The following is a 12,309-nucleotide window of genomic DNA, read 5'->3' as shown; positions in this document are numbered from 1 at the left end:
CGCTAGTCAGCGGAATGCGACAGAAAGAATGGAATGCCTGACCGACCGGCGACAACAACGAAATGGACGCTCGACAAGGACCTCGACAAGCTCAGCTTCGTCGAGGATGCCACCGAGCATGTCTTACGACGACTGATCGCGCCGGGCTTCGCGCTGATCTTCCTCGGCATCGCAATGCTGTTTGCCGGGATCTACGTCCTGGATCGCCCCGGCGCGACGCTGATCATCGCGGCGGTGGCGCTTGCCGGCTACATGGCGCTCAATATCGGCGCGAAGGACGTCGCCAATACGGTCGGCGCCGCGGTCGGCGCGCGGGCGATCACCATGACGCAGGGCCTCGTCATGGCCGCCTTCTTCGAGATTCTCGGCGCGACGGTTGCGAGCGGTCCGGTCATCAAGACCATTTCCTCGGGTATCGTCGATCCTTCGCAGATCCCCGATAGCGGAACGCTTGCCTGGCTGATGATGGCGGCGCTGATGGCCGCTGCTGTCTGGATCAATGTGGCTACCTGGATGAACGCGCCGGTCTCCACGACGCATGCCATCGTCGGCGCGGTCGTCGGGGCGGGTGTTGCCGCCGTTGGCGTCGAGCCGATCCACTGGCGCGTCCTGCTCGGAATATCGGCAGGCTGGATGATCACGCCGCTTCTCGGCGGCGCGATCGCGGCGGGCTTCCTCTATTTCATCAAGAGTTTCATCCTTTATCGCGACGACAAGATCGCGGCCGCGAAATACTGGATCCCGATCCTGATCGGCGTCATGGCCGGCACGTTTGCTGCCTACCTGCTGCTGCAGACGGCGGCTGCAGGGTTCATGTCCGGCCGCATGATGCTTGCTGCGGGCATTGCCTGCGGCGCGCTCGCCTGGCTGGCCGCGCGGCCTTTCGTCGCCCGGCAATCGATCGGCTGCGAGAACAAGAACAGTTCGCTGCGCAAGCTGTTCCGCCTGCCGTTGATCGGCTCAGCCGCGCTGCTTTGCTTCGGGCATGGGGCAAATGATGTTTCCAACGCCATCGGGCCGCTTGTCGCCATCGTGCGCGTTGCCGAAACACATGTCGTCACCTCGCGTTACGACGCGCCGTTCTGGGTGATCCTGATTGGGGCCTGCGGGCTTTCCGTTGGCATTCTTCTGTTTGGGCCGCGCCTTATCCGGCTCGTCGGCGAACAGATCACCAAACTCAACCCCGTGCGCGCCTATTGCGTGGCGCTCTCCGCTGCCTCCACCGTCATTGTCGCATCCTGGTTCGGCTTCCCGGTTAGCTCCACGCATATCGCGATCGGCGCGGTGTTCGGCGTCGGCTTCTTTCGCGAATGGTACACTCGAAATTCCGCGCGGCGCCTGGCCTATATGCGCATGAAGGCCGACCAATGGGATATCGAGCCGGAAGAGCGCAACCCGGATGAGATCCGCCGTCGCCGGCTCGTTCGCCGCTCGCATTTCATGACCATCATTGCCGCCTGGGTGGTCACAGTTCCGGCGGCCGCGACACTTGCGGCGGTGATTTATTGGGCTATGGTCGCGCTCTTTGTTTAAGGGTTCGGGGTAACCATGCGCGCCAATTTTCGCATGCAGCGTCTGTTCGTGGACGCTGACATCGTCGAAGCCAGCCCGATCGAGGCTGGTCAGGATCAATTCAACTATCTGGCCAATGTCCTGCGGCTGGAAGGCGGCGCCGAGGTCCTGACCTTCAACGGGCGCGACGGCGAATGGAGAACCGGCATCTCCTTTCCGAGCCGCAAGCGCATCCAGCTGACACCAATCGAGCAGACCCGCCCCCAGCCGGCGCCATCCGATCTTCACTATCTTTTCGCGCCGCTGAAAGTCGGCCGGCTCGACTATCTTGTCCAGAAGGCCGTGGAAATGGGAGCCGGACTGTTGCAGCCTGTCATGACGCAACATGTCCAGGGAAAGATCACCAACATCGACCGCCTGAAGTCCAACGTCGTCGAGGCAGCGGAGCAATGTGGCATACTCGCCATTCCTAACGTGACCGAGCCTGTCAAGCTTACCGACCTTCTGCAGCGCTGGCCCATAGAGCGCCGGATCATCTATTGCGACGAGGGCGACGCCGGACAAAACCCGCTGCCATTACTGCGAACGATCAAGGAAAAACATCTGGCACTGCTGGTCGGCCCTGAGGGCGGCTTCTCCGAGGACGAGCGCGCCCTGTTGCGCGGCCTCGATTTCGTCACTGCCATTCCGCTTGGACCGCGTATTCTTCGCGCCGACACAGCAGCTGTCGCGGCGATGGCGGTGATCCAGGCTGCAATCGGCGATTGGGAATAGACGGACTGTGGCGGCAAAGATCCGCAGGTGCTAAATTTTTGATCGAGCCTTGAAAGAATTTCACTTGCACCGTACCTCAATCCGGCCCTATCAGCCTTCCAATCGGCCTGTGTTTCGCCCAGGCTCCGTTCCGACATCAAGGTAGTTCCATGGCCCGCGATACCACCGACCAGACGCCGATCCGATCGGTTTCGGAGCTGACCGAATATCTCGATGCTGGAAGCAAGCCGAAAGAGCGGCACCGTATCGGCACCGAGCACGAGAAGTTCGCGTTTTTCCGCGCGGACAACAGTCCTGTCCCCTATTTTGGCGATGCTAGCATCTCGGCACTGCTTTCGGGCATGCGCGAGAAGCTTGGGTGGGAAGAGATCATCGATGCCGGCCATGTCATCGGCCTTGCCGAGCCTCATGGCATGGGCGCGATCTCGATCGAGCCAGGCGGCCAGTTCGAACTTTCCGGCGCACCGCTCGAGACGCTGCACCAGACCTGCAAGGAATCGAACCAGCACCTGGCGACGGTTCGCGAAGTGGCCGAGCCGATGGGCATCCGCTTCCTCGGGATCGGCGGCAGCCCGAAGTGGACGCTTGCCGAGACGCCGCGCATGCCGAAATCGCGCTACGACATCATGACCCGCTACATGCCGAAGGTGGGCAGCCACGGCCTCGACATGATGTACCGCACCTGCACGATCCAGGTGAACCTCGACTTCTCCTCGGAAGCCGACATGCGGCAGAAGATGCGGGTGTCGATGAAGCTGCAGTCGCTGGCAACCGCGCTGTTTGCCTCCTCGCCCTTTACCGAGGGAAAGCCGAACGGCCTGCTCTCCTGGCGCGGCGACATCTGGCGCGACACCGACAACCAGCGTTCCGGCCTGCTCAACTTCACCTTCGGCGACGATTTCCGCTTCGAGCACTATGTCGAGTGGGCGCTCGATATCCCGATGTATTTCGTCGTGCGCGACAGCCGCTATCACGACTGTACGCATGTCACCTTCCGGCAATTCATGAACGGCGCGCTCAAGGGCGAAATCGCCGATTGGGAGCCGACGATGGGTGACTGGACCAACCATCTCTCCACCCTCTTCCCCGACGTGCGGCTGAAGCGGTTTCTCGAAATGCGCGGTGCCGACGGCGGGCCCTGGCGGCGGATCTGTGCGCTGCCAGCCTTCTGGGTCGGCCTTCTCTATGACGATGCGGCACTTGATGCGGCAGACGAGCTGACGAAGGACTGGAGCTTTGCCGAGGTAGACACGCTGCGAAACGCGGTCCCGGTCGAGGGCCTCAACGCCCGCTTTGGCGCACGTTCGCTGCACGAGATTGCCAGAGAGGTGGTCGGCATTTCGCGCGCTGGCCTCAAGTCCCGGGCCCGTCTTAACGGCGAAGGCCAGGACGAAAGCGTCTTCCTGGCGCCGCTCGAAGAGGTGCTGGCAAAGAAGGCGACGCTGGCCGACGACCTCTTGATGCTCTATCACGGCCGCTGGAGGCAATCCGTCGAGCCGGTCTTCGAGGAATACCAATATTAAGTTCTGCTTGGTCAGTTCCTGCTGACAATCGCAAGCCGGTAAAAACCGGTTTGCGCGTGGGCTTTTCCGGATATAGTGGCGTTACAGCAAGTGCGCCGTCAGGAGAAAGGGACTTCCATGCTGCCACTCTTCGACATGATGATGCAGGCGCAGAACGGCTCTGCCATGGACGTCGTCTCCAAGCAGTTCAACCTTGCGCAGGAGCAATCGGCAAAGGCCATCGCCGCGTTGATGCCGGCCTTTTCCTCCGGTTTCAAGCGCAGTGCCAGCGATCCTTACAACTTTACCGGGGTCATGCAGGCGATCGGCTCGGGAACCTACGCCAAGTATTTCGAGGATGTCGGCAAGGCCTTTACGCCTGAGGGGATCGCCGACGGCAACACCGTGCTGCAGCGGCTGTTCGGCTCGAAGGAGGTATCGCGGGCGATCGCCGCGCAGGCGGCCCAGATGACCGGGATAGGCCAGGAAATCTACAAGAAGATGCTGCCGGGAATGGCAGATACGCTGATGGGCGGCCTGTTCAAGGAGACCAGCGGCCAGCTGCAGATGCCGGCAAATCCCTTCGTCAACACCGACATGGGCGAGATAATGCAGAACTGGCTGCAAACCATGGGCTTTGCGCCGAAGAAGGCGCCAATGCCGCACCAAAGCGTATTCGACAATCCATTCACCCAGGCAATGAGCGTGATGTTCGGTGCGCAGACGCCGGAGCGGGATACGGCAGCGGGAAATCCGTTCCTCGACAACCCCTTCGCCAAGTCGTTCCAGGACATGATGCGCGGCTTCCCCTTCCCGGCCGAACCGCCAAAGGAGCCGCCGTCCAAGTCTGACGCTCCGGCATTCGACGTGGCGCAATATTCGACAATGCTGAACACCATGTTCGACAGCGGGCTTGAGGTGCAGAAGAACTATCAAAAGAGCATGGAAAGCATCTTCGAAGGTTTCGCGCAGCCGGACCCTTCGCCTTGGCCGAAGCCGACTGCGCCGAAGGACAAGTAAGCGCCTGCCAGATCCGGCCTAGAAAAAACCCGGTGTCGGGAAACCGAGCACCGGGTAAGAGGCAGGGCTATTGGCTATCACCCTGCGGGGAAACACTGCCTTCGGTTCAGTAGCGCATGGAACCGAAGGATGAGAGACGAGAGCGACGGCGCGAATTCGTCAGGTGCGCGGACGGGTCTTCGAAGAAGGTCGACGTCGTCAGAGCGCTTTCCAGGTCATGTCGGGTGAGCCCGATATCCTTCAGCTGGCTGTCGGTGAGTTCGTTCAAGCCGTTGACTTCGCGTCGATTGCGGAGAACGCGCCAGACGGAAGCCACCTTCGCGAAAGCGAGCGTCAGGCGCCCAATCAGCGATGAAGTGGGCTTTGCGAGACCGAGGTCCATTGTCCGTTCTGTCGTGCGCATTTGGGTATCCTTTCCTGCAGGCACGCGATGACCCTTCTCCTCCGAGGCTATCCACGGAGGACGAAAGGCTAAAACCGACCGGATAGGCAGAAGGCCGTCCGGATTGCTTTCTTGATTTGCAATTGGAAGATGCCAAAACGCTATTGATCAGTCCAACGAATGTTTCTAATGGTAAGTATCAACCTCTCTTATAGGTGACCGCTATGGCATCGCCGCTCGACCTAGACCAGTTGCAGACATTCATCGCCATCGTCGACTCCGGCAGCTTCACGAAAGCCGCCGACCGGGTCTTCAAGACGCAGTCCGCGGTTTCGATGCAGATGCGGCGTCTGGAGGAGCGCGTCGGAAAGCAGCTCTTCATCAAGGACGGACGCGGCAACCGGCTGACAGCTGAGGGCGAGAAGCTTTTGAACTACGCTCGCCGCATCATCCGGCTGAACAACGAAGCGATCGCCGCCTTCGACGACAATCGGCTAGAGGGGACGCTGCGCATTGGCACGCCGGACGACTATGCCGACCGCTACATGCCCGAAATCATCGGCCGCTTCGCCAAGACCCATCCGAATGTCGAGCTCTACATCGTCTGCGAACCCTCGGTCGACCTGGCCGAAAAGATCGGCAAAGGCGAGCTCGATATCGCGCTCGTCACGCATAATCCGCGCGAGCGCATTTCGGATGTGGTGCGCACCGAGCCGCTCTGCTGGGTAAGCTCCGCCAACCATCCGCTGCGCGACGACGCGCCGGTGCCGCTTGCGGTCGGACGTCGCGACTGCCAGTGGCGTCAGGTCGCCTGTTCCTCGCTCGATGCGGTCGGGCGGGACTATCAGGTGCTGTTCACCAGCTGGTCCTGCACTGTGGTCGCCGCTGCGGTGCTTGCGGGAATGGCCGTCTCAGTAATGCCGGAATCGGCGCTTCGAACCGGCATGAAGGTGCTGAGCCAGGCGGACGGTTTTCCTTCGCTGCCGCCAGTGCAGATCGGCATCATGAAACGCCCCGGCGTTTCCGCCTCGTTGATGAATGCCATAACAGCCCATATCTCGGCCTGTCTCGACAACATCACACCGGCATCGGTCGACGACGATCTCGACGGGGAAACGAAGACCTTCAACCGCTATCATCCGCGCGCAAGGGCCGGGCAGGTGTTGCCGAGCTGGTGATATCCAGAAGTCGGGCAGCCCCTCATCCGGCCTGTCGGCGGGGAGAAGGGATAGGGTGAGGGGCATGCGGCATCTAGGGCCGCTGCCTGACTACAACGGGTTTGCCGTGGAAAAGGTCAGCCACACCGCCAGCCAGACCAGCATTCCCACCACCGCGAGATAACCCAGCGCAAAGAGCGGGCCGCGATAGCGCAGGTTGTTGCTGGTCACATGCACATAGGCGTGGGCGTAGCGGCTGATCACGAAAAGCCAGGCAAGCGCCAAGGCAGGAAGATTATCCGCCTGCGTCGTGTAGAGGATCATCGAGATGACATAGAAGAGGACGGGCAGTTCGAACTGGTTGGCGAGGCTATTGCGCACGACCAGGCTCTCGGCCGGCTCGTCGCGGTTCTCGCGAAATTGATGCGGAGCGGCCTTGCCGGCCTTGACGACAGCGGAGCGGCGAATGCTGAGCAATCCATAAAGAATGATGACGAGCACGGCATGCGCCACGATGGGCCAGAACATTTCATAGCCGGTCATGCGGCGGACTCCGTGGGCTCTTGAACACCGCATGACCACTAGTCGAAAATATTCTCCCCTGCCAGAGGCCGGGACAGGCCATCCGCCGTAAACCAACGGCAAATGGCCTGTCATACTGTCACACCTTGCGAAAGGACGAAGCGCCGGCCGCCTTGATCAGGGCGCGTCGGAAGGCGGGCCGCGCAGGACTGTGAAGCGGATCAGCAGAATGAGCGTGATGGCGAGCGCTGCGAATTTCAGCCGAACGAGGATTGGCAGCGCGTGCGAGAGCGCCGCGACGGTGGCATCGGACGGTGTTGAAGGCGGAAACAGCAGCAGGCTGGCGATGTTTTCCGCGTAGTCTGCGAACCCGTAAAGCACGGGCAACAGGAAGATCACTGAGATGACCGCAGCGGGAATCTGGCGTCCGAAGAATGAGCCGCCCGGCCGGGCAAGCCGCAGCAGCAAAATCAACAGCATCGTCAACGGCGCCGGGAAGAGCAGTTCCGGGCCGAGATAGAGCGAATGCTGTATTGCCGCCGCATCTGGGTGACCGCGCAGAAAATCGAGCATGGACAGGACATCACCGGTCTCATAACCGGATATCCTGACATCAAGCAGTTCCCGCCCTGCCGCGGCGGCGCGAAACGGGATGACGAAGCCCAGATAAATCCAGCCTAAGAGCGCGAGGCAGAGCACTGCCAGACCGATGACAAGCCCATTCGACGGTCCGCGATGCGCCGGCATCTATCAGGAGCCGCCGCCGGGATAGTTCGGGCTTTCGCGGGTGATCGTCACGTCGTGGGTATGGCTTTCGCGCAGGCCCGCGCCGGAGATGCGCACGAAGGTGGCGCGTTCCTGGAAGTCTTTGAGGTCCTTGCCGCCGACATAGCCCATCGCCGCCTTGAGGCCGCCGCCGAGCTGATGCAGTACACCGGATACCGGGCCCTTGTAGGGAACCTGGCCCTCGATGCCCTCCGGCACCAGCTTCAACGTGTCGCGAACTTCGGCCTGGAAATAGCGGTCGGCCGAACCGCGCGCCATGGCGCCGACAGATCCCATGCCGCGGTATGCCTTGAAGGAGCGGCCCTGATAGAGGTAGACCTCGCCCGGGCTTTCGTCGGTTCCGGCCAGCAGAGAGCCAACCATGCAGGCGGACGCGCCGGCAGCGATCGCCTTTGCAAGGTCGCCGGAGAACTTGATGCCGCCGTCGGCGATAACAGGGATATCCTGGGCCCGCGCCGCCTCGACGGCGGACATGATCGCCGCCAGCTGTGGAACGCCAACGCCGGCAACGATGCGGGTGGTGCAGATGGAGCCCGGGCCAATCCCGACCTTGACGGCATCGGCGCCTGCATCGATCAGAGCCCGCGTGCCGTCATATGTGGCGACATTGCCGGCCATGATGCGCACCGAGTTCGACAGGCGCTTGACGCGGGTGACGGCGTCGAGCACGCGCTGCGAATGACCATGGGCGGTATCGACGACGAGAAGGTCGACACCGGCTTCGATCAGGCGCTCGGCGCGCTCGAAACCGTCATCGCCGACATTGATGGCGGCAGCGGCGCGAAGGCGGCCCTGCGAATCCTTCGATGCATTTGGGTTCAGCTGCGACTTCTCGATGTCCTTGACGGTGATGAGGCCGACGCAGCGGCCTTCGCCGTCGACGACGAGCAGCTTCTCGATCCGGTGAGAATGGAGAAGACGCTTGGCCTCCTGCTGATCGACGTTTTCCTTGACGGTGATAAGGTTTTCACGCGTCATCAGCTCGTAGATCTTCTGGGTCGGATCGGAGGCGAAGCGGACGTCGCGATTGGTAAGGATGCCGACGAGGCGACCCGGCTTCTTTGTGCCGCTGCCGGGGCTTTCGACCACTGGAATGCCCGAGATATGGTAGGTCTTCATCAGATGGAGAGCATCGGCGAGCGTCGCATCGGGGCCGATGGTCACCGGATTGACGACCATGCCGCTTTCGAATTTCTTGACCTGCCGGACCTGCTCGGCCTGCTCGATGGGGGTCAGATTGCGGTGGATAACGCCGAGGCCACCAGCCTGCGCCATGGCGATCGCGAGACGCCCTTCGGTGACGGTATCCATCGCCGCCGACAGGATCGGCAGGTTGAGCTCGATGTCTTGGGCGATTCGCGTTGCGACATTCGTCTGGCCCGGCATGATTTCGGAGTGCCCCGGCTGCAGGAGCACGTCGTCGAAAGTCAGGGCTTCCAATCCGGTTGCCGTTTCAATGATGCGGGCCATGGCCAATTCCTTCATTTAAGAAAAAGCAGGAGCGCTCCGGAACGAATCGTCCGCCCGGGCGGGCTTGCAAAAGTTGCTAGGAAGTTGGCGAGGGCTCGTAACACGTCTATGACAGGAAGGGAATAGCAAAAGCATATCGCGACGGCGCCGTCATCGCGATGTCGCTTTCCGGCAATTGCGACCCGTTCAGAGATCGAACTGGTAGGTCTTCGGCACGTAGCGAAACCCGATCGGCAGCTTCTCGACGAAGCCGACAGACGGGAACGGCATGTGATAGCCGAGAAAGGCGATGCGATCCTTGGCTATCATGTCGAAGATCCGGTTGCGGGCCCGCGCTGCCTCCGCCTTGTCCATATCGAAGCGGACTTCCCAGTCCGGACGCTGCAGCGACAAGACGTAGTGATTGGCCGTGTCGCCGGTCATGACGAGCTGCCTGCCTTCCGATTCGATATGGAAGACCATGTGGCCGGGCGTGTGGCCGGACGCAAGCAATGCCGTTATGCCGCTTACGACCTGATCGCCTTCCTTGATGAACCTCATGCGGTCGGCAATCGGTGCAACGTTGGCCAGAACCGATTTGTGGTTGCCTTCGCCCGGCGTACCCTCGCGCGCCTTGTCGGTCCAGAAATCATATTCCAGCTGGCCGCCGACATATCTGGCATTCGGGAAAGTCGGCGCGCCGTTTTCCATGATGCCGCCGATGTGGTCGCCATGCAGATGCGTCAGCGCCACGACGGTGATCTGCTCCGGCGCATATCCCGCCGCCTTCAGTCCGGCCAGAAGCATGCCGGACCCCCTCTCGCGACCCGCTGCCCCGAAGCCGGTATCGACGAGGATCACCTCGCAGCCAGTGTCGATGAGCGTGGGAGAATAGCTGTTCACGAGTTTCTCGGTCGGCAGGAAGTTGTCGGCCAAGAGCGCCTGAACTATCTCCGGCGACTGGTTGGAACCAAATGTCTCCCAGGGCTTTTCAAGGACGCTGCCGCCATCCCGGACAACGGTGAACTTGAAGGAACCCAGCTTGAACTGATGAACCTGGGGTATTGCTGCAGTCATGTCCGCACTATCTCCTGATGTCTCTTCCAAGGCGCCGCTTAGCGCAAGCATTGGGATGCGTTTAGCATTTCGATGCGCTTGGCATATGTCAAACCTGCATGAATACATGGGGCGGCGGGCGATCTCACGAAGACTTGATCCTGCTGCGGCTACCCATCGATTTCAGGGATTGGCAGCGGCGGCGAGGAGGACTACAGAGCGAAGGCTGCGTTGGTAGCGCCTTCCAGATGACCACACCATCCAAGGCAAAAGGCCTCATGAATCGTATCGTTCCCCTGATCCTTGCCGTTGCCCTTTTCATGGAACAGATGGATTCTACCGTAATCGCGACGGCGCTGCCGTCGATCGCGGCGGATCTTCATGTCGGGCCGATCACGCTGAAGCTTGCCCTTACCTCCTACATGGTGGCGCTCGCGGTTTTCATTCCGATCAGCGGCTGGATGGCCGATCGCTTCGGCGCCAAGCGCATCTTCCGCCTGGCGATCTGCGTCTTCGTCGTCGGCTCGGTTCTTTGCGCCATGTCCTCGGACCTTATCCAGTTCGTCTGCTCGCGCTTCCTGCAAGGGCTCGGCGGCTCGATGATGACGCCTGTAGGGCGACTGGTGCTGGTGCGCACGACGAAGCGTAGCGACCTGGTGTCGGCGATGGCGTTGCTCTCCATTCCGGCACTTGTCGGGCCGCTGGCCGGGCCGCCGCTCGGCGGCTTCATAACCACCTATTTTTCCTGGCACTGGATCTTTCTCATCAATGTTCCGGTCGGCATCGTCGGCGTCACGCTTGCCAGTATCTTCCTGCCGGAGGTCGAGGCAACCAGGCCGCCAAAACTGGATTTTACGGGCTTCCTGCTGACGTCTTTTGCCGCTGCGGGCATCGTCTTCGGCATGTCGGTCGTCAGCTTGCCGGCCCTCCCACCCGTGATCGGCATCGCCTCCATCGTCATCGGTTTCGTCTGCGGCTTTCTCTATATCGGCCATGCGCGGCGTCACCCGGCGCCGATCCTTGACCTGACGCTGCTTCGCAACGGAACCTTCAGGGCCTCGGTGACCGGCGGAACGTTGTTTCGCATCTGCATCGGGGCCATGCCGTTCCTGACGCCGCTGATGCTGCAGCTCGGCTTCGGGCTCAATCCGTTCCAGTCCGGTCTCATCACCTTTGCCGGCGCGATCGGGGCGATCAGCACCAAGTTCATCGCCAAGCGGGTATTCGCAGCCGTCGGCTTTAAGACTGCGCTGCTCTCGGCGGCCGGCGTCACGACGCTGACGACGATCACAACCGGCTTGTTCGAGCCGACGACACCGCATCTGATTATCATCGCCGTACTGCTCGTCGGCGGATTCTCACGCTCGTTCTTCTTCACTGGCATCAACGCGCTAGCCTTTGCCGATATCGACGACAGACAGGCGAGCCAGGCGACCTCGATGAGTTCGGTCATGCAGCAGATCAGCCTGGCGCTTGGTGTCGCGGTCGCCGCCGCCATCCTCGAAACCACGACATATGTCAGCGGAACGTCGCTGCAGGTGGTCGATTTCCATATCGCCTTCTTCGCAATCTCGATCCTGACGGTGGTTGCAACGATCCCGTTCATCCGCATGGACAGCCGCGCCGGCGCGCTGGTCTCAGGCCATAAGCCCAGCTTGAAGGACACGGCGCCACTACCGCCTGTCCAGCCGGCGGCCGAATAACGATTTTCAGATATGGGGAAACCTATTCCGGGCTTTCGCAGACGGCGCTGATCTTATTGCCGTCGAGGTCCCTGACATAGGCCGCGTAGAAATGGGCGTGATAGGAGCGAAGGCCGGGCGCGCCCTCGTCGACGCCGCCACTTGCAAGCGCTGCCGCATGAAACGCGTCGACGCCTGCGCGCGTGGTCGCCTCAAGCGCCACCATCGAGCCGTTGCCGATCGACGCCCGGCGCTTGTTGAAGGGCAGTACGATCCAAAGACGGCAGCGGCTGTCGCCGTCAGCGGCATAACCGATCTCTTCTTCGGAATCGCGCTGGCGTCGATAGCCGAGGATCGGCAGAGCCGCGTCGTAAAAGCGACGCGCCTCGTCGATGTTGTTGGTGCCTAAGGTGACGTAGAGGAGCATGGTCAATTATTACGCAGACTGAAACGCCGATCGAAATTGC

Annotated in this window: 12 protein-coding genes; 6 read left to right on the top strand and 6 right to left on the bottom strand. The window is 61.3% G+C overall.

Annotation, left to right across the window (positions count from 1 at the left end):
• Window positions 1-33 precede the first annotated feature (33 nt).
• The 4 genes from AB4Z52_RS20755 (at window position 34) to AB4Z52_RS20740 (ending at window position 4,808) form a co-directional block, all read left to right on the top strand.
• Window positions 34-1,533: an inorganic phosphate transporter gene (locus AB4Z52_RS20755; protein WP_442219805.1), complete on the top strand. Its 1,500-nt coding sequence runs from the start codon at window positions 34-36 to the stop codon at window positions 1,531-1,533.
• 15 nt (window positions 1,534-1,548) lie between these two features.
• Window positions 1,549-2,286 (top strand): 16S rRNA (uracil(1498)-N(3))-methyltransferase, encoded by a 738-nt coding sequence (locus AB4Z52_RS20750; protein WP_442219804.1) that lies wholly within the window; start codon window positions 1,549-1,551, stop codon window positions 2,284-2,286.
• A 149-nt stretch (window positions 2,287-2,435) separates the two neighbouring features.
• Entirely contained in the window at window positions 2,436-3,809 is a 1,374-nt protein-coding gene (locus AB4Z52_RS20745) for a glutamate--cysteine ligase (RefSeq protein WP_442219803.1), read from the top strand.
• A 117-nt stretch (window positions 3,810-3,926) separates the two neighbouring features.
• The gene (locus AB4Z52_RS20740) at window positions 3,927-4,808 is read left to right on the top strand and encodes a DUF937 domain-containing protein (protein ID WP_442219802.1); all 882 of its coding nucleotides are present in this window, start codon (window positions 3,927-3,929) and stop codon (window positions 4,806-4,808) included.
• Between the two features lie 106 nt (window positions 4,809-4,914).
• On the opposite strand, the gene AB4Z52_RS20735 is transcribed toward AB4Z52_RS20740, so the two are convergent.
• Entirely contained in the window at window positions 4,915-5,211 is a 297-nt protein-coding gene (locus AB4Z52_RS20735; protein WP_442219801.1) for a DUF1127 domain-containing protein, read from the bottom strand.
• A gap of 203 nt (window positions 5,212-5,414) precedes the next feature.
• On the opposite strand from AB4Z52_RS20735, the gene AB4Z52_RS20730 reads away from it, so the two are divergent.
• Window positions 5,415-6,368 carry a LysR substrate-binding domain-containing protein gene (locus AB4Z52_RS20730; RefSeq protein ID WP_442219800.1) on the top strand — a complete coding sequence of 318 codons (954 nt, stop codon included), beginning with the start codon at window positions 5,415-5,417 and terminating at the stop codon, window positions 6,366-6,368.
• 90 nt (window positions 6,369-6,458) lie between these two features.
• Here the strand turns inward: AB4Z52_RS20730 and AB4Z52_RS20725 are convergent, their stop codons facing one another.
• The 4 genes from AB4Z52_RS20725 to AB4Z52_RS20710 all read right to left on the bottom strand — a co-directional run bounded on the left by AB4Z52_RS20725 (window position 6,459) and on the right by AB4Z52_RS20710 (window position 10,181).
• A complete protein-coding gene (locus tag AB4Z52_RS20725; RefSeq protein WP_442219799.1) occupies window positions 6,459-6,890 on the bottom strand; it encodes an MAPEG family protein in 432 nt (143 codons plus the stop codon).
• A 156-nt stretch (window positions 6,891-7,046) separates the two neighbouring features.
• Window positions 7,047-7,616, bottom strand: coding sequence for a hypothetical protein (locus tag AB4Z52_RS20720; protein WP_442219798.1), 570 nt, complete (start codon window positions 7,614-7,616; stop codon window positions 7,047-7,049).
• Window positions 7,617-7,619: 3 nt separating this feature from the next.
• Window positions 7,620-9,125 carry an IMP dehydrogenase gene (guaB, locus tag AB4Z52_RS20715; RefSeq protein ID WP_442219797.1) on the bottom strand — a complete coding sequence of 502 codons (1,506 nt, stop codon included), beginning with the start codon at window positions 9,123-9,125 and terminating at the stop codon, window positions 7,620-7,622.
• Between the two features lie 186 nt (window positions 9,126-9,311).
• A complete protein-coding gene (locus AB4Z52_RS20710) occupies window positions 9,312-10,181 on the bottom strand; it encodes an MBL fold metallo-hydrolase (protein WP_442219796.1) in 870 nt (289 codons plus the stop codon).
• 257 nt (window positions 10,182-10,438) lie between these two features.
• Between AB4Z52_RS20710 and AB4Z52_RS20705 the strand changes: the two genes are divergently transcribed.
• Window positions 10,439-11,863 carry a DHA2 family efflux MFS transporter permease subunit gene (locus AB4Z52_RS20705; RefSeq protein WP_442219795.1) on the top strand — a complete coding sequence of 475 codons (1,425 nt, stop codon included), beginning with the start codon at window positions 10,439-10,441 and terminating at the stop codon, window positions 11,861-11,863.
• A 22-nt stretch (window positions 11,864-11,885) separates the two neighbouring features.
• On the opposite strand, the gene AB4Z52_RS20700 is transcribed toward AB4Z52_RS20705, so the two are convergent.
• The gene (locus AB4Z52_RS20700) at window positions 11,886-12,269 is read right to left on the bottom strand and encodes a VOC family protein (RefSeq protein ID WP_442219837.1); all 384 of its coding nucleotides are present in this window, start codon (window positions 12,267-12,269) and stop codon (window positions 11,886-11,888) included.
• Between the last annotated feature and the right edge of the window lie 40 nt (window positions 12,270-12,309).

The organism is Rhizobium sp. 2YAF20 (assembly GCF_052114685.1).
Lineage (GTDB): Bacteria > Pseudomonadota > Alphaproteobacteria > Rhizobiales > Rhizobiaceae > Rhizobium.
The sequence above is the reverse complement of the archived record's forward strand: the minus strand, read 5'-3'. Positions and strand labels throughout refer to the sequence as shown.

What these genes read in the sequence shown, in the direction of transcription:
- AB4Z52_RS20755 (WP_442219805.1), top strand. Translation starts at nt 34, where the DNA reads ATGCCTGACCGACCGGCGACAACAACGAAATGGACGCTCGACAAGGAC.
- AB4Z52_RS20750 (WP_442219804.1), top strand. Translation starts at nt 1,549, where the DNA reads ATGCGCGCCAATTTTCGCATGCAGCGTCTGTTCGTGGACGCTGACATC.
- AB4Z52_RS20745 (WP_442219803.1), top strand. Translation starts at nt 2,436, where the DNA reads ATGGCCCGCGATACCACCGACCAGACGCCGATCCGATCGGTTTCGGAG.
- AB4Z52_RS20740 (WP_442219802.1), top strand. Translation starts at nt 3,927, where the DNA reads ATGCTGCCACTCTTCGACATGATGATGCAGGCGCAGAACGGCTCTGCC.
- AB4Z52_RS20735 (WP_442219801.1), bottom strand. Translation starts at nt 5,211, where the DNA reads ATGCGCACGACAGAACGGACAATGGACCTCGGTCTCGCAAAGCCCACT.
- AB4Z52_RS20730 (WP_442219800.1), top strand. Translation starts at nt 5,415, where the DNA reads ATGGCATCGCCGCTCGACCTAGACCAGTTGCAGACATTCATCGCCATC.
- AB4Z52_RS20725 (WP_442219799.1), bottom strand. Translation starts at nt 6,890, where the DNA reads ATGACCGGCTATGAAATGTTCTGGCCCATCGTGGCGCATGCCGTGCTC.
- AB4Z52_RS20720 (WP_442219798.1), bottom strand. Translation starts at nt 7,616, where the DNA reads ATGCCGGCGCATCGCGGACCGTCGAATGGGCTTGTCATCGGTCTGGCA.
- guaB (WP_442219797.1), bottom strand. Translation starts at nt 9,125, where the DNA reads ATGGCCCGCATCATTGAAACGGCAACCGGATTGGAAGCCCTGACTTTC.
- AB4Z52_RS20710 (WP_442219796.1), bottom strand. Translation starts at nt 10,181, where the DNA reads ATGACTGCAGCAATACCCCAGGTTCATCAGTTCAAGCTGGGTTCCTTC.
- AB4Z52_RS20705 (WP_442219795.1), top strand. Translation starts at nt 10,439, where the DNA reads ATGAATCGTATCGTTCCCCTGATCCTTGCCGTTGCCCTTTTCATGGAA.
- AB4Z52_RS20700 (WP_442219837.1), bottom strand. Translation starts at nt 12,269, where the DNA reads ATGCTCCTCTACGTCACCTTAGGCACCAACAACATCGACGAGGCGCGT.